Origin of the sequence: Acinetobacter sp. NIPH 542 (assembly GCF_000369825.1) — a bacterium.
GTDB classification, from domain to species: domain Bacteria; phylum Pseudomonadota; class Gammaproteobacteria; order Pseudomonadales; family Moraxellaceae; genus Acinetobacter; species Acinetobacter oleivorans.
Window position 1 is genome coordinate 301,722 of sequence record NZ_KB850205.1, and the last position, 20,583, is coordinate 322,304.

Annotated in this window: 23 protein-coding genes and 1 pseudogene; 12 read left to right on the forward strand and 12 right to left on the reverse strand. The window is 39.8% G+C overall.

Features of this window, described 5'->3' with window-relative positions; genetic code table 11:
- Nucleotides 1–93: 93 nt before the first annotated feature.
- The 6 genes from F886_RS04760 to F886_RS04785 all read left to right on the forward strand — a co-directional run bounded on the left by F886_RS04760 (nucleotide 94) and on the right by F886_RS04785 (nucleotide 4,428).
- Nucleotides 94–675, forward strand: coding sequence for an HdeD family acid-resistance protein (locus F886_RS04760; RefSeq protein WP_005302107.1), 582 nt, complete (start codon nucleotides 94–96; stop codon nucleotides 673–675).
- Nucleotides 676–788: 113 nt separating this feature from the next.
- Complete coding sequence (locus tag F886_RS04765) at nucleotides 789–2,768, forward strand: ATP-dependent helicase (RefSeq protein WP_034590874.1); 1,980 nt, start codon at nucleotides 789–791, stop codon at nucleotides 2,766–2,768.
- Nucleotides 2,769–2,840: 72 nt separating this feature from the next.
- Complete coding sequence (locus F886_RS04770) at nucleotides 2,841–3,080, forward strand: RNA recognition motif domain-containing protein (protein WP_005302115.1); 240 nt, start codon at nucleotides 2,841–2,843, stop codon at nucleotides 3,078–3,080.
- Between the two features lie 9 nt (nucleotides 3,081–3,089).
- Nucleotides 3,090–3,452: an ASCH domain-containing protein gene (locus F886_RS04775; RefSeq protein ID WP_005302118.1), complete on the forward strand. Its 363-nt coding sequence runs from the start codon at nucleotides 3,090–3,092 to the stop codon at nucleotides 3,450–3,452.
- Between the two features lie 81 nt (nucleotides 3,453–3,533).
- Complete coding sequence (locus F886_RS04780; protein WP_004794811.1) at nucleotides 3,534–4,037, forward strand: DUF6586 family protein; 504 nt, start codon at nucleotides 3,534–3,536, stop codon at nucleotides 4,035–4,037.
- A gap of 112 nt (nucleotides 4,038–4,149) precedes the next feature.
- Nucleotides 4,150–4,428 (forward strand): hypothetical protein, encoded by a 279-nt coding sequence (locus F886_RS04785; RefSeq protein WP_002114792.1) that lies wholly within the window; start codon nucleotides 4,150–4,152, stop codon nucleotides 4,426–4,428.
- Between the two features lie 35 nt (nucleotides 4,429–4,463).
- On the opposite strand, the gene F886_RS04790 is transcribed toward F886_RS04785, so the two are convergent.
- From F886_RS04790 to F886_RS04805, 4 genes are all read right to left on the reverse strand, one after another.
- On the reverse strand, nucleotides 4,464–6,173 hold the full coding sequence (locus F886_RS04790; protein WP_005302126.1) for a cation:proton antiporter: 1,710 nt from the start codon (nucleotides 6,171–6,173) through the stop codon (nucleotides 4,464–4,466).
- A gap of 151 nt (nucleotides 6,174–6,324) precedes the next feature.
- Complete coding sequence (rpmG, locus tag F886_RS04795) at nucleotides 6,325–6,480, reverse strand: 50S ribosomal protein L33 (RefSeq protein WP_003654787.1); 156 nt, start codon at nucleotides 6,478–6,480, stop codon at nucleotides 6,325–6,327.
- 12 nt (nucleotides 6,481–6,492) lie between these two features.
- Nucleotides 6,493–6,729: a 50S ribosomal protein L28 gene (rpmB, locus tag F886_RS04800; RefSeq protein ID WP_000048256.1), complete on the reverse strand. Its 237-nt coding sequence runs from the start codon at nucleotides 6,727–6,729 to the stop codon at nucleotides 6,493–6,495.
- 167 nt (nucleotides 6,730–6,896) lie between these two features.
- Nucleotides 6,897–8,345, reverse strand: a complete 1,449-nt coding sequence (locus F886_RS04805; RefSeq protein WP_005302127.1) for a coniferyl aldehyde dehydrogenase — start codon at nucleotides 8,343–8,345, stop codon at nucleotides 6,897–6,899.
- Nucleotides 8,346–8,457: 112 nt separating this feature from the next.
- Here F886_RS04805 and F886_RS04810 point away from each other — a divergent pair, with 112 nt between their 5' ends.
- The 5 genes from F886_RS04810 (at nucleotide 8,458) to F886_RS04830 (ending at nucleotide 12,284) form a co-directional block, all read left to right on the forward strand.
- Nucleotides 8,458–9,150: a TetR/AcrR family transcriptional regulator gene (locus tag F886_RS04810; RefSeq protein WP_005302132.1), complete on the forward strand. Its 693-nt coding sequence runs from the start codon at nucleotides 8,458–8,460 to the stop codon at nucleotides 9,148–9,150.
- A gap of 75 nt (nucleotides 9,151–9,225) precedes the next feature.
- Complete coding sequence (purU, locus tag F886_RS04815; protein WP_005302135.1) at nucleotides 9,226–10,089, forward strand: formyltetrahydrofolate deformylase; 864 nt, start codon at nucleotides 9,226–9,228, stop codon at nucleotides 10,087–10,089.
- Nucleotides 10,090–10,467: 378 nt separating this feature from the next.
- Nucleotides 10,468–11,217, forward strand: a complete 750-nt coding sequence (locus F886_RS04820; protein ID WP_005302137.1) for an energy transducer TonB — start codon at nucleotides 10,468–10,470, stop codon at nucleotides 11,215–11,217.
- Nucleotides 11,218–11,259: 42 nt separating this feature from the next.
- A complete protein-coding gene (locus tag F886_RS04825) occupies nucleotides 11,260–11,880 on the forward strand; it encodes a MotA/TolQ/ExbB proton channel family protein (protein WP_004641039.1) in 621 nt (206 codons plus the stop codon).
- Nucleotides 11,880–12,284: an ExbD/TolR family protein gene (locus tag F886_RS04830; RefSeq protein ID WP_003654800.1), complete on the forward strand. Its 405-nt coding sequence runs from the start codon at nucleotides 11,880–11,882 to the stop codon at nucleotides 12,282–12,284. Before F886_RS04825 ends, F886_RS04830 begins: the two co-directional genes overlap by 1 nt.
- 57 nt (nucleotides 12,285–12,341) lie before the next feature.
- Here F886_RS04830 and msrA read toward each other — a convergent pair whose 3' ends face one another.
- From msrA to lgt, 7 genes and pseudogenes are all read right to left on the reverse strand, one after another.
- The gene (gene msrA, locus F886_RS04835; protein ID WP_005036987.1) at nucleotides 12,342–12,866 is read right to left on the reverse strand and encodes a peptide-methionine (S)-S-oxide reductase MsrA; all 525 of its coding nucleotides are present in this window, start codon (nucleotides 12,864–12,866) and stop codon (nucleotides 12,342–12,344) included.
- A 100-nt stretch (nucleotides 12,867–12,966) separates the two neighbouring features.
- Nucleotides 12,967–14,022 (reverse strand): Lnb N-terminal periplasmic domain-containing protein, encoded by a 1,056-nt coding sequence (locus tag F886_RS04840; RefSeq protein WP_005302141.1) that lies wholly within the window; start codon nucleotides 14,020–14,022, stop codon nucleotides 12,967–12,969.
- A gap of 14 nt (nucleotides 14,023–14,036) precedes the next feature.
- The gene (locus tag F886_RS04845) at nucleotides 14,037–14,546 is read right to left on the reverse strand and encodes a dihydrofolate reductase (RefSeq protein WP_004794794.1); all 510 of its coding nucleotides are present in this window, start codon (nucleotides 14,544–14,546) and stop codon (nucleotides 14,037–14,039) included.
- 44 nt (nucleotides 14,547–14,590) lie between these two features.
- Nucleotides 14,591–15,433: a thymidylate synthase gene (gene thyA / locus F886_RS04850; protein WP_005302144.1), complete on the reverse strand. Its 843-nt coding sequence runs from the start codon at nucleotides 15,431–15,433 to the stop codon at nucleotides 14,591–14,593.
- Between the two features lie 168 nt (nucleotides 15,434–15,601).
- Nucleotides 15,602–15,965 (reverse strand): annotated as a pseudogene (locus tag F886_RS04855) (hypothetical protein); the annotation flags it as partial.
- Nucleotides 15,966–15,976: 11 nt separating this feature from the next.
- Nucleotides 15,977–16,336: a hypothetical protein gene (locus F886_RS04860; protein WP_005302149.1), complete on the reverse strand. Its 360-nt coding sequence runs from the start codon at nucleotides 16,334–16,336 to the stop codon at nucleotides 15,977–15,979.
- A gap of 79 nt (nucleotides 16,337–16,415) precedes the next feature.
- On the reverse strand, nucleotides 16,416–17,234 hold the full coding sequence (lgt, locus tag F886_RS04865; protein WP_005302151.1) for a prolipoprotein diacylglyceryl transferase: 819 nt from the start codon (nucleotides 17,232–17,234) through the stop codon (nucleotides 16,416–16,418).
- A 93-nt stretch (nucleotides 17,235–17,327) separates the two neighbouring features.
- Between lgt and F886_RS04870 the strand changes: the two genes are divergently transcribed.
- The gene (locus tag F886_RS04870) at nucleotides 17,328–18,107 is read left to right on the forward strand and encodes an NRDE family protein (RefSeq protein ID WP_005302155.1); all 780 of its coding nucleotides are present in this window, start codon (nucleotides 17,328–17,330) and stop codon (nucleotides 18,105–18,107) included.
- A 49-nt stretch (nucleotides 18,108–18,156) separates the two neighbouring features.
- On the opposite strand, the gene F886_RS04875 is transcribed toward F886_RS04870, so the two are convergent.
- Entirely contained in the window at nucleotides 18,157–20,490 is a 2,334-nt protein-coding gene (locus F886_RS04875) for a PhoX family protein (protein ID WP_005302157.1), read from the reverse strand.
- Nucleotides 20,491–20,583: the final 93 nt, after the last annotated feature.

Here is a 20,583-nt window from a genome sequence, read left to right on the forward strand (position 1 = left end):
AGAAACGATGCAGATTTTATACAGACAAAAAATGTGAAGTGCATCACTATTATTACGTAGATGAAATTCTAATACCTGATAATAAGAGTAGCCATGATCATGATGAAAACTGTAGGTAATGATTTAGTACGTAATCAGTTACATGCTGACCGTAAATGGTATTTGATATTGGGCTTTGTGCTTATTGGTTTTGGCCTGATTTTATTTAGTTCATTACCATTTGCGACCTTTTCTGTCGTTTTTTTATTTGGAATACTCATGATGGTCGGCGGTGTTTTGCATCTCGTCGCGGCTATGAGTGTTTTTAAAGGCGCAAGCCGATGGTTATGGGCACTGTTTGGTGTGCTTTATTTAATGGCTGGTTATTATGCGTTTTCTACTCCAGTCACTACAGCAGTGGTGCTGACGAGCCTATTATCTATAGCGCTGATCATTGCTGGTGCTATACGTACCATAAATGCAATTTTACTTAAGCCCATTACAGGATGGGGCTGGACCTTGTTTTCGGGACTGCTCACCTTATTTACTGGTATTTTAATTTTGGTTTCTAAAGATTCACCTTTTTGGGTACTGGGAATGTTCCTTGCTGTTGATATCTTATTTCAGGGAATTAACTTCCTTGGTTTAGCCTCAGCCATTAAACATCTTCCATCTAGTTCAAAAACAGTATCTTAAAAATAATATCGACTCAAAGAGCACTTTAAGTGCTCTTTTTGTTTTTAGGACAGGCAGACCCATCTTTGCTGGGCTCTGTTAAACTATGCCTTGGTGTTTTAGCGATATGTGTTATGAGTCTTGCAAAATTAATTAATGAACTAAATGCTCAGCAAAAAAAAGCAGCTACTACGTCTGCGCAAAACTGTTTAGTTTTGGCGGGCGCTGGTTGTGGCAAGACTAAAACTATTGTTGCTCGTGCAGCTTATTTAATTGATCAGGGCTTGCCAGCGAACCAAATCCAGATTTTAACGTTCACGCGCCGTGCTGCGAGTGAAATTGTTGCGAGAGTAGAACAACATGTGGGAGCACAGGCAAAGGGTCTGCGAGCTTCAACTTTTCATACTTTTTGTATGTATTTACTACGCCGTAACCCACAAGCTTTTGGGTTAAATCAATTTAGTATTATTGATCGTGATGATCAGTTGCTCATGTTTCGCTTATTAAGAGGTAAAGATAAAGATAACGTCTTGCCTAAAGCCGCAGAGCTGTGTGATTTATATTCTTATGCGAGAAATACTCAAACAAAGCTTTCTGAGGCATTAATTAAACAGCTTCCAGATGCATATGAGCATAAGACTCAAATTGCAGATTTAATGAAGACCTATGAGCAGCGTAAAAGAGAGCGTAATTTTTTAGATTACGACGATATCTTGTCAATTGTGGCTGTCCATTTACAAAATTCAGAAGCATTAACGAATTGGGTAGCAGGTTTTTGTCAGGCATTGCTAGTCGATGAAATGCAAGATACCAATCCTTTGCAATGGGCTTTATTACAACCATTGATTGGCAAAGTGAAGCTGTTTTGTGTTGGAGATGATGCCCAGTCGATTTATGGTTTCCGCGGTGCAGATTTTGAAAATATCCATTCTTTTAAAGAACGGATACCTGACGCAGTTATTCATACGCTGGATTTAAATTATCGTTCGACTCAAGAAATCTTAGATTTATCAAACTGGTTGTTGGCGCATAGCCCAATTGATTATCAAAAACAGCTACAAGCATATCGTGGGCAAGGGCAAAAGCCTCAGCTACACCTATTTGGTAATGAGTATGAAGAAGCAAACTGGATTGCACAGGACTTAATAACGCGACATCAGCAAGGTGCAAGCTGGTACGACCATATGGTGCTCGTCCGTTCTGGCTATAGTGCACGATATCTGGAAGGGGCTTTCATTGCTGCTGAAGTACCTTATCGTTTTATTGGTGGGGTAAAACTTCTTGAATCTGCACATGTGAAAGACGTGCTTAGCTTGCTACGTATTGTGAGCAATCCTCACGATGATTTGGCGTGGATGCGTTTTTTAACCTTGTGGGATGGTATTGGTGATGTTGGTGCAAGTAAGCTAGCGCAAGAGTTGATGGGAATTGTTGACGTTGAAGAGCGCTGCAACCGTCTAGAACGTCATGGGAAAGTCCCTTTACAAGCGATTTTAATTTTAAAACAGCTAGATGTATTACAGCAGCATGTGGAAGCAAGCATTGGCTTGGCACTCGATGCTTTAGGTGAACAGCTAGAGCAAAATTATAAAACTAAAGATTGGTCTCGCCGATTAAAAGACTTTGATTTAGTCAAACAACTTGCACGTAAACATGCATCTTTGGGTGAGTTCCTCGAAGAATATGTTCTTGAACCTATTTCAGTTTCTGAAATTGAGAAAGCCGCTGATCAGGATTTAGTGACTTTAATTACGATTCATTCCGCTAAAGGTGCTGAACAGAAAGTCTGCTATGTACCTCATGTATCGCCAAATCAATATCCTTATGCAAGGGCACAGGGCGATTTTGATGATGTCGAAGAAGAGCGCCGCGTATTGTATGTTGCATTAACACGTGCAGAAAATGAATTAATTTTGACTAAGCAAAATCTCAATACATGGTCACAAGACAATTATGACGAACAAGGTCGTAAAATCGAAAGTTATTTCCTAAATGATCTTCCTACACATTTAGTTCAAGCAAAGATTCATAGGCAAGTACCTCAGCCATTTGCTAAAAAGCAATGGAACCGTTCACCTACAGTAAATTTAGGTTTTGGTATCGATCTGGACTAAACTACTGTATAAGACACTGTGATTACTTAAATATATTGGCTGCTCCCTTTAATTGCCAATTAAGGTTAGAAAATGAAGATATTAGTTCGTAATTTAGATCGTGCTGTGAGTGAAACTGAAATTTTAGAGTTATTCAAAGCATATGGTAAAGTTGAGACGTGTGTTCTTGTTACTGATAAAGACACAGGCAAATCAAAAGGTTTTGGTTTTGTTGAAATGCCTAACCCACGTGAAGCAATTAAGGCAATTAAAGGCTTAAACCTGCTTAAAGTTAAAGGCAATGGAATTCGCGTTAAAGCAGCTGAAGAATAAGTCTTCAGTGTGAAAAGACAGTTTTTAGCTCTTTCGATTGTAACGCCAAATGGCACTCGTATCGCTGAAGGTATCAAAACACTTGAAGTGCGTTCATGGGTACCTATAAAACTGCCAATCAAAGATCTACTAATTGTCGAGAACCAAAAATTTTTGGTTAAAGATACTGATGAAGAAGAGGGAGTTGCTGTCGCTTTAGTTGATGTCGACTCTATTCATGCTTGGCGAAACGATGAAATTGAGCCAGCATGTGCAACTGCTTGGGACGAAGGGTATTTTGCTTGGGTTTTAAGTAATGTTCGTCCTATAAAGCAGCCACTAAAAGTTTTAGCGAAACGTAAAATTTATCAAGTTGAGCTGGATTTACCATAAATAACGTTGATTTTATTAATGGAGTCGTTAAGCTAAAGAATAGCTGTTGCAATAGCGATTTTAGAACAGGAAAGTTTAGTTATGTCACGTGTTGCTCGTTATCATGCCGATCGTACCAATCAGAAGCTCTATTTTGCGCGCTTAGCGTGTCAACAGGCAGAACAGACCGATCATGTGCAGCAGATACAAGCTTACCGTGAAGCAGCTGTATTTCATTTACATGGCGCAATGTTAGCATTCTTACAAGAACTCGTACGTTATTACCGTTTAAATGAATTGCAACCCACTTTAAAATCTATTGAAGAACATATGGCGGCAAAAGGACAAGTTTCTCCAGAAGTGTCCGTTTTGCAACAATTGGCGAAAGATGGTTTTGTTGCAGAGCTCAAACGAGCTTACCGTATGTGTCAATATGCACCAGAACCTAAAGAGCCGACCCCAGAAGAAGAAACTTCTTCTAATCTCATTATCAAAGTAACTCAAGGTCCTCAATCTTGGTTGCCAGATGTTAAGATTTTGCGTGAATGGCATCGTGAATTAAGCCATTTAATTGATGGTTTTCGTAATGAAATGGTCGAGTTCTAAAATTAAACTGCCCGAACGCTTGAAATTTAATCCGGGTGTGCCTATATAAATAAGACAAGAGATGCAAAGTGCAAGGGTGCTTTGCCACCATGTTGAAACATGGAGGAAATATATGTCTATACAGCAATTGAAAGAGTTATTTGGAAATCAAGAAGCCGTTTTGGAATTAGTCCAACTCGAAGGTGGCGAACTCGCCTTGCGTAATGCCGGTTCTGAGAATGAACCCTTGGTTAAAATTCAATTTAGCGATGAAGTAAAAGCAATCTTGGGTGAGCAAACTCCAGTTGTTGCTCAGCATATGATTCAGGCTGCACTATTTGGACTGCTCGAAAAGCAGGTAAATGAATGGCAGGCTGAGGTACTAGACGAACAGCCTAAATTCTTAAGTTAAAAAAAGCGTACTCTTGAGTACGCTTTTTATATGGGTTAATGAATAGTTGACTGATGGGCAAGCTCGATCTGATTTAATATATGATGGCTCATATTCTTTGCCATTTCCTCTTTGGCATAGAACACTTCACCAATATTCTCATCTCTGATTACTGCTGCTTCCTCTTTACTTTCTGCACAAATTAACACCTGAATTTGAGGGTTTAATTGCTTAGCAATCGCCACAATTCGGTGAATATCTAAAATATCCATAGGGGAGATCACCAGGAGTCTTGCATGCATGATGTGTGCTTGAATTAAAACACCTGGTTCGGTTGCAACGCCACTCACAGCAGCAATATTTGACTGACGTAGCTTTTCTACGATTTCACGATTCTCTTCAGCAATAACGACTTTAATATTTTCATTAATTAAATTTTCAGTAATACGTCGTCCTACACCACCATATCCAACAATGACAACCTGATCGCGTAAGTAAGCTTGATCAACCTCATCGGGTAACATGGCTAATGGGTCACCACTACGTTCAAGAAGTCGGGCTAGGTGAGAGCGCTCGCGAATCCAGCGTTGTACAGGCTCAATGGCAGAGAATATAAAAGAGTTCAGCGTTATCGAAAATAAAGCACCAGCTAAAATCAGATTTTGTGCTTCTAAGCTTAATAAGCCTAATGAGACGCCGAGAGTCGCTAAAATAAATGAGAATTCACCAATTTGGGCCAAACTCGCGCCAACTGTAAGCGCTGTATTAATTGGATAGCGAAAGAATAAAACCAAAGCCATTGCAGCAAGTGTTTTACCTACCATAATAATTGCGATAACGGCCAAAATATGGAGTGGACGTTCAACAAGAATATGGGGGTCAAACAGCATACCCACAGAAACAAAAAACAGAATTGAGAAAATTTCACGTAGTGGAAGCGTTTCTTCTTCTGCGCGGTGGCTAAAGTCTGATTCTTTAACAACCATCCCCGCAAAGAAAGCTCCTAATGCCATTGAAACCCCAAAAATGGCATAAGACCCGTAAGCAATTGAAACAGCAGCTGCAACAACCGTAAGGGTGAATAACTCTCTTGAACCTAAACGAGCAACAAACTGCATAATAATAGGAACGACTCGTTTACCTACAATCAGCATAAAGGCAATAAAGCCAATTACTTTTAATAAAGTGAGTCCAAGGGTTAACCAGATATTACCATTTGCACCTTCTGGTGCTTTCCCACCGAGTAAAACTGCTGTAGCTGGAAGGAGTACTAAAACAAGTACCATCACTAAATCTTCGACTAACAGCCAACCCACAGCAATTTTGCCGTTGACTGAGTCTAAAAGACCTCGGTCTCCTAAAGCTTTTAATAATACAACAGTACTCGCACACGATAGACTTAAGCCAAAAACGAGTGCCGAACCAAAGCTCCATCCCCAGAGCATGGATACACCGACCCCTAATAGGGTAGCGACGGCAATTTGTAAAATCGCGCCTGGTACAGCAATACGTCGAACCAGCAGCAAGTCATTTAATGAAAAGTGCATCCCTACACCAAACATCAGGAACATGACCCCGAGTTCTGCAAGCTGATTAGCAAGATGAATATCTGCTTCTATACCGGGTGTATTTGGGCTAATAATAATTCCGGCAATTAAATAGCCGATAAGAGGAGGAAGTCGTAATCGGGCTGCAAGATAACCAAAAAAGAGGGCAACACCGAAACCAACAGCAAGTAAAACAATTAAATCTACGTCATGCGGCACTAAAAACTCCTTTTACGTGAGTTAGGCTAAAGACAAGCATAAAAAATGCCAAGGCGAAATATGTGGAAAGTTTAACAAAAAAAAGCGAGCTATAAAAAAAATGCAAAAAAAAACGACTTCATTGTGAAGTCGTTTTTTTTCGAGGCTAAAATTATTTGATTTTAGCTTCTTTGAAAATCACGTGTTGACGGATTTTTGGATCAAATTTTTTGATTTCCATTTTTTCCGGCATAGTACGTTTGTTTTTAGTCGTGGTATAGAAATAACCTGTACCAGCTGTAGAAACGAGACGAATCTTATCACGCATTGTTCAGACTCCTTAGATCTTTTGACCTTGAGCACGAAGGTCTGCAACAACCTTTTCGATACCCAATTTGTCAATAATACGCATACCTTTAGTGGTTAAACGAAGACGTACAAAACGTTTTTCGCTTTCTAACCAGAAACGGTGGTGGTGCAGGTTCGGCTCGAACCGGCGCTTGGTTTTGTTGTTGGCGTGTGAGACGTTGTTACCAACGACTGGACGCTTGCCGGTAACTTGGCAAACCTTAGACATGGTGTAACTCCATTGATTCAGCCAACAGCAAATCTGTGGCCAGTCATACTAAATGTAAACGGATGAATTCATTCAAGGGGCGTTTTATACCAAAAATACGATTAAAAGACAAGCGGAATTGGTAAAAACGAGGCATGATTTAGTATAACAGATCATGCCTTGATCAGTTAGCGCAACAAGGTTTTCGAAATGAAACGATGAATCGGCTTATTGAACGGTGGAAGAATGTATTTAAGGCTATAAAGTTTTGGATTAGACATCACCGAACGTTCATGAGAAAGGCTAAAAAAGCCCTCTGGTCCGTGATATTTCCCCATACCTGATGCACCAATTCCCCCAAACGGTAAATCATCTTGAGCCACATGGGTAATCACCATGTTGATTCCGAAGTGTCCTGAATGGGTATGCTGTGCAATATAGTCAGCACGTGCCTGATCATAGTCAAAATAATACATCGCTAAAGGACGCGGGCGACTATTAATGAATTCGACGACTTCTTCTATTTGGTCATATTCTAAAATTGGTAGGATCGGACCAAAAATTTCATTTTGCATAATATCCATTGCAGTCGTTACGCCTGTAACTAAAGTCGGTGCAATTTTACGGACATCATCTAAAATTTCATTTTGAGGATTAATTTCAATAATACGAGCACCTTGATCGCGGGCATTTTCAAGGTAGCCCTGAATGCGGTTGTATTGTTTGTCATTAATAATAGACGTGTAATCTTGATTATTGCGGAAATGCGGATACATGCCAGCCACAATCAATTTAAAGTTTTCGATGAACTCGGCAGTTTTCCCGCGTGGTAAGAAAATATGGTCAGGTGCAACACATGTTTGACCCGCGTTCCATAATTTCCCTACAGCAATACGTTGAGCCACATCTTTCATATCCATAGATGCATGCACAAGGGCAGGAGATTTTCCGCCTAACTCAAGAATAACAGGAACCAGATTTTGAGCTGCGGCTGCCATCACTGTTTTACCAACAGAAGTTGAGCCTGTGAAAATCATTTTGTCAAAAGGCAAATGACTAAAAGCGTCTGAAATAACGCCGCCACCATTTACTACAGCAACTAATTCTTGTGGGAACGCTTCTGCTAATGCACTTTCAAGAACTCGACCAAAGTTAGGAGAGGCACTCGAAATTTTGATCATGGCATGGTTGCCAGCTGCCAGTGCACAAATTAATGGCCCAACTGAAAGAAGTAATGGGTAATTCCATGGTGTAATAATACCAATTACACCCATAGGTTGATATTGTACCCAACCTTTTGCTGGCTGATGTAATACACTGATATGGCGTTTTGAAGGTTTCATCCACGCTGTCAGATGTTTACTGTAATATTTGATTTGTTCCAAACTGGTGAGTAGCTCACCAATTTTTGTTTCCATAACTGCACGATTGCCATAATCAAGGTTAATTGCGTCGGCAATCTGATCTTGATATTTTACCAAGACTCTTTTAAGACGAGCTAAACGATCAATACGCTCTTTAGCAGTGGGTACCGGATGACGTAAATAAGCAAGCTTTTGTTGTTCAAGCAAATCATGTAAATGCTTAACATCATAAGGAAGCTGAGTCTCTGGATTTGTTTTTGTTTGACTGTTCATCGGTACTTACCAAATACATTGATATATTTATTTTTTAGAGTAAATACTCTAAATAGTCAAGTCAGTTTATGTGTTCAAGTCTTAACCATGTGAATTATTAAAGGTTATTAAAATGTCTCAACCTAAAGCTCTGAAGACAAAAGACCGGATTTTACAAATCAGTTTGCAGCTTTTTAACGAGCGAGGTGAACGGTCGGTTACAACCAATCATATTGCTGCGGAGTTGGGTATCAGTCCCGGAAACTTGTATTATCATTTTCGGAATAAGCATGAAATCATTAAGGAATTAATGTATCAATATCAGGCCGAGACATTGGAAGTGCTTTCTTTACCTGACGACAGACCATTAACGACCAATGATAAAATTAACTATTTTCAAGTGCTCAGTGGCCAGTTATGGAGCTACCGTTTTATTCATCGTGATGTTTATCATTTAGTTGAAAGTAACGAAGACTTTAAAAAGATTTATCCACGTTTTGCAGGGCAGGTAATGCAGCAGGGGCAAAAGATTTATCAAGCCTTTGTAGATGCAGGTCTTATGAAAATGACGGCATCGGAAATTGAAGCCCTCATTATTAACCTCTGGATTGTATTAACAAACTGGACAAACTTTTTGTATATGTCTGGTCATATTAGTGACAATAACCATTTAGAAGAAAAATGGGTTTGGCAAGCATTACGCCAAATGGTTTTCCTTGAAGGCCCTTATCTTATGGGTGAAAGCCGAGCAACTTATGAGCAGCTGCTTGAATCTCTTGGCCCTTCAGATCTATTTGCTAGCTTATCGTCCTTAAAAGACGAATAGTTGTGCTTGTTTATTTAGGGCGCTAGAATACTCGGCCTATTAAAAGATTTATCTCAATTAAGTGATATTAACCAAATGAATATGACCACTGCCAATACAGCCCGTTTACTGATTACTTGTGAAGACAAGCCAGGGATCGTACAAGCGGTATCGAGCTTTTTGTATCACCAAGGTGCAAACATTACCGCGCTTGATCAGTATGCGACGGAAGCTCAGGGCGGACGTTATTTCATGCGTGTTGAATTTGAACTTGATCATTTACAGTCGCGTAAAGATGCATTAATTCAAACTTTTGCTGCGAACGTTGCTGAGCGTTATGAGATGCAATGGCGTCTTGCTTTCGTTAACGATGTTAAAAAAGTTGGTATTTTAGTTTCTAAAGTTGACCATGCATTGCTTGAGTTGTTATGGCGTCATGCACGTGGTTCGTTACCTTGCGAAATTACTCATGTCATTTCTAATCATGAAGATTTACGTGAATCTGTTGAAAACTTCGGTATTCCATTTACTGTAATTAAAGTCACTAAAGACAATAAAGCTGAAGCTTATGCGCAAATTGATGAAATGATGCAAGGTAATGATTTATTAGTTCTTGCACGTTATATGCAGATTTTAAGCGAAGATTTTGTTGCGAAATGGGAAATGAAAATCATCAATATTCACCATTCTTTCTTGCCAGCTTTCGTGGGTGCTAATCCATATAAGCAAGCTTATGAAAAAGGTGTGAAGTTGATTGGTGCGACAGCTCACTATGTGACTGCTGACCTTGACCAAGGTCCAATTATTGAGCAAGACGTTGAGCGTGTGAGCCACGACTATAATGTTGAGCAATTACGTGAGCTAGGTGAAGATGTAGAGCGTAATGTATTAGCTCGTGCAGTGAAGTGGCATTTAGAAGATCGTATTATTGTTGATGGTAATAAGACCGTTGTTTTTTAAATAACGGTTATTTTAAAAAGCACGCTTCTTGCGTGTTTTTTTATATTTAAAATAAAATTGAAATAATATAACATATCAATAATAAGTGGGATTATCATAAGAATAGATCTGTTCATGTTGTAAATAGCCCAGCTATTTAAGTTTGGCTAAACAAATTGTGAACATGGGTGTCTATTGATGTAACTATGAGAAAACTAAAGTAAAGACACTGAGCAAGCATAAAGCTATGACACAGAGTAAATGTTTTTCTCAAAAAATAGTTGCAAATGAAAACACTTCTCATTTATTATTGTGGCACTTTATTGTTCTATCCGATGTTTGAAATCGTTTCTATAAATAGAAATCTGAAATCATCATCCATTAGGTAATTAGATTCTTATGAGTCAATCTTCCGCAGCCTTAAACGCTCCCAATCCGATGAAAAAGAAAGTCATCACAGCACTAATTGCAGTTGCAATTGGTCATATCGGGGTCTTATGGGCAGTTAGCCATATTAAGCCTGCTGAATTAAAGCCAATCGATAAGAAACCTTTACAGGTACGTTTCGTAAAAATTCAAGAGCAACCTAAACCACTACCTCCTAAACCAAAGGAGCCGCCTAAAAAGCCGGAACCTAAGAAAGAGGTAAAAGAAGTTAAAGTTGTTGAAAAGCCTGTGACACCACCGAAAAAAGTGGAAAAAATTCAACAGGTAAAAAAAGCTGAAACACCAAAAGAAACAGTAAAGACAGAACCTAAAGTTGAAACCAAAGTGGTGACAACGACTGTTTCTGAAAAAGTCGTTGAAAAACCAAAGCCAGTAGTACAAGAAGTACCTAAAGCTCAACCCGCTCCAGATCCATCACCAAAACGAGTTTCAATTGGTGGTTCGGGTGTACAGTGGAGTCGTTCACCACGTTTAACAGTTTCTTCAAAAGATTTACAAGGCGAAGCACGCTCTGTCATGGTACTGATTGAAGCCGATGAAAAAGGCAAGATTATTAATGTACGAGTGACGAGAAGTAGTGGTATTCCAAGTCTAGATGACAAAGTTGTCCGTGCTGTTCGCGGTGCGAAATTTAAACCTTATATGGAAAATGGTGTTGCTTATCCAATTAAAGCAGAGCAACCCTTTGATTTAACCCCTTAAATGAATTTGAGTCCCAACGGCTAACCTTAATCAGGAGTTCATATGAACTTTTCAATCTATTGGCAACATGCAGATGCAGTGAGTAAAACCCTGTATTTCATCTTATTGGCAATGTCGATTGCTACCTGGACAGTTTTCATCTTACGTTTGATGGGGACTCGCCAATTAAAGCAACAAGCTTATGCTCAACTTTCTCAGGCTATCACTTCGCTAAAAGCAAAGTTACAACCTTTAAGTTTTGAGCAGCGTAAAGCGGTTGCGGAGCAGGCTCTACTTCGTCAAATTTCTGCTGAAAAAGTCAATGCTGAAAAAGGTATTTCTGTTTTAGGAACAATTGCTTCAATTGCACCATTCGTTGGTTTGTTTGGTACGGTATGGGGTATTTTCCATGCACTTGTTGCAGTCGGTAAAAGTGGACAAGCAGGTTTGGCTCAAGTGGCTACACCAGTAGGTGAAGCGCTTATTATGACGGGCCTTGGTCTTGCAGTTGCGATTCCTGCGGTATTGGCATATAACATTTGTGTACGTGCTAACCGTGGTCTTGCTCATGACTTACAAGATCAAGCGCACAGCTTATTAATTGATACGATGTTGCAGCAAGACTCAACTGTAAAGTCTGATGTTAAAACTGCACAGCAAAGTTATGTTGGAGGTCAAGCTTAATGGCTTTTCAATTGGGTGAAGACCACGATAGTGGCATAAATGAGATGAACCTCATTCCGCTAATCGACATTATGTTGGTGTTAATGATCATCTTTTTGGTCACAGCAACAGTTGCCAACCCATCGATTCCATTAACGCTTCCTAAAACAACTGCTGAAATTATTGATCCACCACCAAAAGCAATTACGATTAGTATTAATGCAAATGGTGAAGTGGCTTGGGATACTCAAGTAATTAGCCTTGATGAGCTTCAAAAACGTTTTCAAGAAGCAGGTCAAGGTGATGTTAAACCAACAGTTCAGCTTCGTGCAGATAAAGAGTCGAAGTACGATACTGTTGCACAGGTAATGTCTCGCGCCAGTGAAGCCGGACTGAGCGATATTGCCTTTGTCAGTGAAAACTAAAATTTAGTTTACCTAATAAAAAAGCAACCAAATCGGTTGCTTTTTTATTACTCTAATTTATTGATCTTTCATAAGATGCTGGAATTTACTATAGAGCTTGAGCAACTTAGGTGGAATCGCAAAGTTGCAATAACCTTGTGAAGGATTCTTTGCATAGTAATTCTGATGATATTCTTCGGCTGGGTAGAACGTCGGAACAGGAGACAATTCAGTCACAATATCAAGATCATCATCTTTTAACGTTTGAATCGTATGTTCCGCTGCTTGCTTTTGCTCTTCATTATAGTAATAAATAACAGAGCGGTATTGCGTGCCGATATCATTACCTTGGCGATTTAAAGTCGTTGGATCGTGAGTCGCGAAGAATACATCGAGTAACTGGGAGTATGTTACTTGCTCTTCATCAAAATCAACCAAGATCACCTCAGCGTGCTGGGTATCTCCTTGACATACTTGCTCGTAGGTAGGGTTAGTCGTGTGCCCACCTGCATAACCACTAGTTACTTTTTCTACACCGCGTATTTGTAAAAATACAGCTTCGACGCACCAAAAACAGCCGCCGCCAAATAATGCCTGTTGCATTGTTTTTCCCTCTATTTCCTACCTATTACAATAGGGTTTATGTATTTAAAATACAAAGTAAAGCATGTATAAAAAAGTAAAGAAAAGTGCATTACTTATTTCATTTAGCTTTAGGTAAACCTTGTCGAACGATTTGAGAGAAGTGTTCACTACTCTGATCTGCAAGCTGTTCAAAATTTTCAGTACGTGGATTGATATGTGCAATTTGATACCACTGTTTTAAACTGACATTTTGATTAAGCGCTTTAAGATCATATAAATAATTAGGTAAATAACCTGAAGCGATTAGACGATAATCTTTAGGTAGTTGATATGGGTTAATCGCTTGAACCATATCAAAAATTAGAGTTGTACAGTTACTCGTGAGTGTATTGTACCACTCTGGTTTTGTACGTAACTCATCTGATTTTTTAAGATATTCTAAAAATAAAGCTTTTTGCTCGGATCGTGGCATATTGATAGGAAAATTATAAACTTGCTCTTTGCGGATGTTACTACGCGTATAGACAATATCTTTTTCATCAGAAGCAATTAAGCTCAGTTCATATTTTCTAAAAAAACCGCCGATTGCTGAAAACTCTTCAGTTTTTTCTTTGCGAATCTCGATTGAGAAGACTAAAGGTTGTTGGTGTGCAAATTCAAAACTGACCAGTGTGTGGGCAATTTGTGGTCCCATCCAGTAAGAGGCAATGATGTTTATTCCATTTAACTGGTTAAGGTCAAAAGTTCGAGTTTCCCAGCGAACATCATAAGTTCCATCAGGATGCCAGTTAAAGTTACGGACATTATGCAAAGTGACTACATCGCCGTGCTTTTCATAGCTCAGCATATTGGCAACTTCAGGGTTCCAGTCACGGTCTTGACGTGCAGTAATCGAAAAATACCAAACGAGAGAGCAGGCAAATGCTAAAAGGTAAATCAAGATATCTGTACGGCGGCTAACAAGATGGCCTTCAACATATAAGCCCGCCATACTCAGCGCAAAAGCAATCCAGATGCCAATGAGTATGCGGCTGCCTAACCAGCCAAAAGGCTGTTGAACCCAGAGCGCTACACATACCCAAATACTAGAGAACACAATAAACAGCGTGAATAGACTATGTAACAGCCCAAAAAGTAGAGCAATAATAAATTCACGTGTTCCGATATTGTGCATAGGCATCCATAGAATTATTTTTTATAAGTGGCAAACTCGAATGAAGTTCCTGATTTTTCATCAACTTGCTGTTCACTTGCAGTTTTATGAAATTCACTCGGTATTGTTGGATAATGTGCATCACCTTGCACATCTAAGTCAACATGAGTAAGTTCAAGACGGTCTGCAATTGACAAAGTTTGCTTGAATATCTCACCGCCACCAATGATGAACAATGCCTGCTTTTCAGTATTTTTTACATCTTCTAAAGCTGCATTTAAAGCATCTTCAATTGAATAGGCAATTTTAACACCGTCAAATTGCCAGTTAATGTCACGGGTAATGATCCAGTTCACACGGTTTGGTAGCGCACGGCCCATAGACTCAAGAGTTTTACGACCCATCACAACCACACCGCCTTGGGTGATTTCTTTAAAGTGTTTTAAGTCGGCAGAAATATGCCATGGCAAGGCATTGCCTTTACCAATACAGTGGTTTTTGTCCATTGCTACAACGTGAACAACTTCTACATTTTGCCATGCCATAATCTTATTCTCTAAACCGTAATCTAATGAAATTTGAGTCGTTGTTACACTGCTACTGGTGCTTTAATTGCAGGATGTGACTCATAGCCTACAATTTCAACATCTTCAAATTTGAAATCAAATAAGTCTTTTATTTCTGGATTTAGTTTCAATTGGCAGAGCGGTAAAGGTTCACGTGTCAATTGAAGTTGTGCTTGCTCAAAATGGTTGGCATAAAGATGTGTATCACCACCAGTCCATACAAAATCACCGACTCCTAAACCGCACACTTGAGCAATCATATGGGTGAGTAGAGCATAGCTCGCAATGTTAAAAGGCACACCTAAGAACACGTCTGCGCTACGTTGATAAAGTTGGCACGACAATTTGTTATCTTGTACGAAAAATTGAAAAAGCGTGTGGCAAGGTGGTAAGGCTACTTGTCCAGCTTCGTTTGGGTTCCAACCAGAAATAATTAAACGACGTGAGTTTGGGTTGGTTTTAATTTCATTAATTAACCATTTAATCTGGTCAAAACCATCTTGGTTATAAGTGCCGTCAGCGTTTTTTGTTGCGCCGAAATTACGCCATTGATGACCATAGACTGGACCAAGCTCATGCTCTGGGCGGCCAAAACGAGCAGTTTGTTCTGCTGTTGCCCATTCGTCCCAAATTGAAACTTTATTATCTTTTAGATATTGGACGTTGGTATCGCCTTTTAAAAACCAAAGTAACTCAATCACAATAGAACGGAAGTGAACTTTTTTTGTGGTGAGTAAAGGAAAACCTTTAGAGAGATCAAAACGCATTTGATGACCAAATACAGAACGGGTTCCTGTGCCTGTACGGTCGCCTTTGTCACCGCCATTATCAAGGATATGTTGTAGTAGGTCTAAATATGCACGCATAACACTCTCGAGTTCGGATTAATTCCATAAAATAAACGGGGGGAGATAGCTCAATGATAAATAATTACGCAATAGAGCTGCTTCATCATGAACCATTGAAGATGATACCCTTTGTAGCTCAAGATGAAAATCTAAAAATAGTTCTATGACATTTCAATAGATGTAATTATTCAAATCGTTTAGCACGATTTTGATGTATCGAAACCAGAAAAAAGCCAACCAATACAAAACCTAAAGCTTGTATAGCAAGAATCCATTTATGCTGAGCAGGAAGTAGATACATCAAAATAACAACGATCAAAATAGGATAGATGCTGCTTAAAAATCTAAAGCTCGATTTGTCTGATGTGTTATTTGAAATTTTGCTATTTAAGTAATGTCCAACATGTAAACCAAAACCGAAAATAAGGCTAAGAACAGTATAAGTCGGTGATAAAGGCTGGGCTTGATTGGCTACATAAATTGCAGCACAAACCGCAATAATGAAAATGAGTTTGATATGGCGCGGAGCGTTGTACCAATAAGCCAACATGAAAACCAGACCTATTTCTTAAAAAGTGATTGAGGTGAAAAAATAAAAGCAGCAAGTGCCATAAAAGCAATTCCTTGCACACCCCAGATCAGCAAGTTCGGCATCGCTTTAACAAAAATAAGGGCAAACAAAAGGGCAATAGGGATCCAAGTAAGTAAACGGTAGAGTAAACCCGTCGGGTTGCTTTGAGCGAAATGCAATTTAAAGTAACGACAGATTAAAAAAATTACCCCAGTTCCAGTAAACATTAGAATCGTATCTAAAGGCAGTGGTTGGTATTGATATAGCGCAATACAAATAAGTAGCGTAATAATCAAAATCACTAATTTTTTAAATGTTGGGACTTGCGTGTTAAACCAGAATTCCAGCATGGTATATCTTCATCTTGGGAGAGTAAAAACTGTAGCATAAAAAAAGAAAAGAGGAGCCGAAACTCCTCTAATTTAGATATTAACTATTCTTTTGTGGACCCCAGTCATAAATTTTCTTTTGATAGGCATACCACATCATCCAAAGGCCAATCAGCAACATTGGAATTGTTAGAATCTGTCCTTTTGTCATCCAACCAAATAGAATAAAACCTTGGTCGGCATCTGGTTGGCGGAAGAATTCCATAACAAAGCGGGCAACGCCATATCCCATTAAGAATAGAGCAGAAACGGCCATCCGAGGACGCGGTTTTGAACTAAACCACCACAGAACAATGAATAGAATCAAACCTTCACAAAGCGCTTGATAGATTTGTGATGGATGGCGAACTAGGTGTAACGGATCTGTTGGGAAGATCATACCGAATGGATAATTCGGGTCAGTTACCGCACGACCATATAACTCTCCACCAATAAAGTTACCAATGCGTCCGAACATTAAGCCAGTCGGTACACAAGGGGCAATAAAGTCGAGCGTTTGGAACCATGTTTTTTGGTATTTTTTACACCAAAATAGCATAGCAACCATAACACCGAGAAAGCCGCCGTGGAAACTCATGCCACCTGTCCAGACTTGGAATAACCAAATCGGATTTTCGAGAAATTTATCAAACTCATAGAAAAGGACATAGCCGACACGACCGCCCAGAACAACACCTAGGGCACCATAGAACACTAGGTCGGAAACCATTTCTGATGTCCAGCCATCACGTTGTTTAGCACGGTAGGAAGCAAGCCCCCAAGCACATAAAAATGCCAATAAATACATGAGTCCATACCAATGGACTTGAAGAGGTCCTAAGTGTATTGCGACCGGATCGATATTAGGATAGGTCAGCATTGCTGCTCCTTGATCTTACGTTTTGACAGATTGTAGCGGAATGATGTGAAAAATGTTGTACATTCAATGTGTAAAGATAGGGAACAAGAATCAATGTGTATTGTGGCTTTAGCATGGCATGTTCTGGACGATATGCCCTTGTGTCTTATGTCAAATCGGGATGAGTTTTATCATCGTCCAACAGCTTTGTTGCATCAGTGGGAACATACCCCCATTGTTGCAGGACAAGATTTGCAGTCGGGTGGTACGTGGATGGGCGTTACGCCTCAAGGTCGATGGGCTGTTTTAACCAACTTCCGTGATGGGCGAGATCAAAAGTCTTATGAGACTTCTCGCGGGCATTTGGTGCAGGCTTTTTTAGAATCTGATTTATTGCCGATTCGATTTGCTCAACAATTAGAACAGCAGCAACAGAATTTTGCTGGCTTTAACTTGTTTATGGGAAATGCTGATCAAGCGGTTTATATGAGTAACCGTGGTGAAGCACCGCAAGTATTGGCTAACGGTGTGTATGTGGTTTCAAATGGCTTGATGTCTGAACATTGGGAAAAAACTAAACATTTACGAACACGTTTTACGCAAGAGTTTTTGCCTATGCTTCAGCATCAGACAGAAGAGTTAACTATGCAACATGCGGCGTGGGATATTCTGGAAGATGAGCGCAAAGTCACAACCGCTTTATTACCGAATACTGGCATTCAAGCAGAGATGGAAGAGTTATTGTCATCTACCTTTATTCAAAGTCCTGTGTATGGTACACGCTGTTCGAATTTTCTAAGAATGACCAATAATGAATGGCTTTGGTTTGAAAAGACCCAACAAGGTGAGCACAGCGGTCAAATTGTAGAGCAGCAAATTCTTTTAAATCGATAGCAATAAAAATGCCGATCAATTGATCGGCATTTTTATTGGCATAAACGAATTAGCCTGCGATCACACCGCCATCTTTACGGGTAATCACAACAGTTGCTGAACGTGGACGTGCTGTTTTATTGTTTGGATCTTTCTGGGTTGCTGGCCAGTTACTGTCTGGTGTTGCGTAACTTTTCGAGTCTTCACCAGGGTGTTGAACATTAATAAAAATAGCTTTGTGGTCAGGTGTCATGGCAATACCTGTAATTTCACATTGTTTTGGTCCAACTAAGAAACGGCGTAGTGTTGAGTCTGTAACTTTAGCACCGACTAGCGTTTGTTGGCCATTTGACGTAGTGGCAGCGGCACCATCACCAATTTGACCCGGTAGCGCTGCAAGCATCATACAGTTAGTAACATCGGTATAAGCACCATCATCTGTTTGAATCCAAAGTACGCCACGTGGGTCAAACCACATCCCGTCTGGAGATGACAAATCATTATTGTCTGTCAGACCCGATAAGTTGATATTTGAAGCCATAGATGCTTCTGCACCAAATAGGTAGATATCCCATTTGAAGGTTTCAGCAGTGGTTTTGTCATCAGTTTCTTTAAAACGGATAATATGACCGTTAACGTTACCCTTTTGCTCTTTAGTGCCGTTGTAAAGGTCTGTGTAGTTACGTGGATTGGCTGCATCGGTCGCGTAATCTTTACCACGATTTGAGTTGTTGGTTAGGGTGACATAGACCTCGCCGTTTACTGGGTTAACCGTACACCATTCTGGACGGTCCATTTTGGTAGCGCCGATTGCATCACCTGCCAAACGTGCAAATGTGACAACGTCTGCCTGAGATTTGAAAGGGTAAGTAGTGTTGCTTTCATTTAAGCCATTTTTGCCATAGGCAAGTTCAATCCATTGACCTGAACCATCATTATTAAATTTGGCAACATACAATTTACCCGTGTTCATATATTTGTCGCCAGCTGTATAACCGCCGTTTATGTCTTTGACATCCCATACAGCAGTCGAGACAAATTTATAGATGTATTCACCGCGAGAGTCATCCCCCATATAAAACGCTAATGGTTGACCTGCTACGGCACGGCAAGCACTGTCTTCATGTGCAAAACGACCTAGCGATGTTCTTTTAACTGGGTTTAGACGGTTATCAAAAGGATCAATCTCAACCATCCACCCGAATGTATTTGGCCCATTACGATAGTCCTGTGTCGGCTGTACAGCTTTTACATCGGCATTCCAGCGGTCATATAAGTCTTGTGACTCTACTTGACCAATTGCTGTTTCCCAGCCGTAGCGTGAACTTACGCCTAAATAAATTTGTCGCCCTTGTTCATCAACGTTAGGGATTAACTCACCGTTTTTATCTTTTAAATAAATGACCTTGCCGTCTTTATCTTTTTTAGGAGCACCTTTTTCATCTTTCTCATAGAGGTAAAGTTCATCTTTTTTAACGCCTAAACCATAACGTTTTAAAGCAATTTTTTCTGCATCTGTACGTGCATATTCATCGCTACCTGAACGTTGGAAATAACCAATAAAGTTTTCTTCGGTAGTTAAGTATGTGCCCCAAGGCGTATAACCATTACCGCAGTTATTATGGGTACCGCGAGTTTGACGACCAGCAGGTGAGAAACGAGTTGCAAGCAGGCTTGAACCCGCTGCAGCACCTTCAAAATCCATTTCTGTTGATGCTGTAATACGACGGTTAAAAGCAGAACTTTTATCAATTGTTACTTGTTGAGTTGTTGGATCTTTTTTAATGTGAACAATAGATACGCCATGCGCATTGGTTTCACGAATGACTTCATCTTCAGGGCGGCGTCCATCAACTCTTGTTGGACCTTTTGGGTGAAGGAAGGTCTGGTTGATATATTCGTGATTCATGACTAACAAACCTTGCGCTGAAACACTCTCATCAAAGCGGTTTGTTGAAGTATTTAAGCCAAAGAAATGCATGCCGTCATGGCAGTCGCCAGAGCGAAACTGGAAACTTGGACCAAGTGGAATTTTATTGTCATCCCAATCTCCAACTTTTGGATTGATTGAATCCCCTAAAGCGTAAATAACATTGGCTTCATAGCCTTCTGGTACAGTCACAATATCGTTGTGGTTTTTTGCCACTGCTGTAAAAGTTAATTTCTCTGGTTTTTTATTTGGATCTACAGGTGGGATTCCACCATTGTTAGAACCTGAGTCATCATTACTATCATTACAGCCTGTTAAAGTTGAGGCTAAAGTTAAAGCTACAGCACCGCTTGCTGCTTTAGTAATTAAACTACGGCGACTTACATGTTGTTCTAAAATGTCACGAAAGTGGATATTGTCAGAAGTATTATTGTCCAGTTCTTGATCTTCATGATATGGCGTCAGCTCTGTCATGGGAAATTCCTAAGTAAGTAAAGAAATAAAGAGATTGTTCTAAAAATCTTCATTAGCTTAGTTGGGTAGTGTGACGAGGCTTTGACGTTTTGA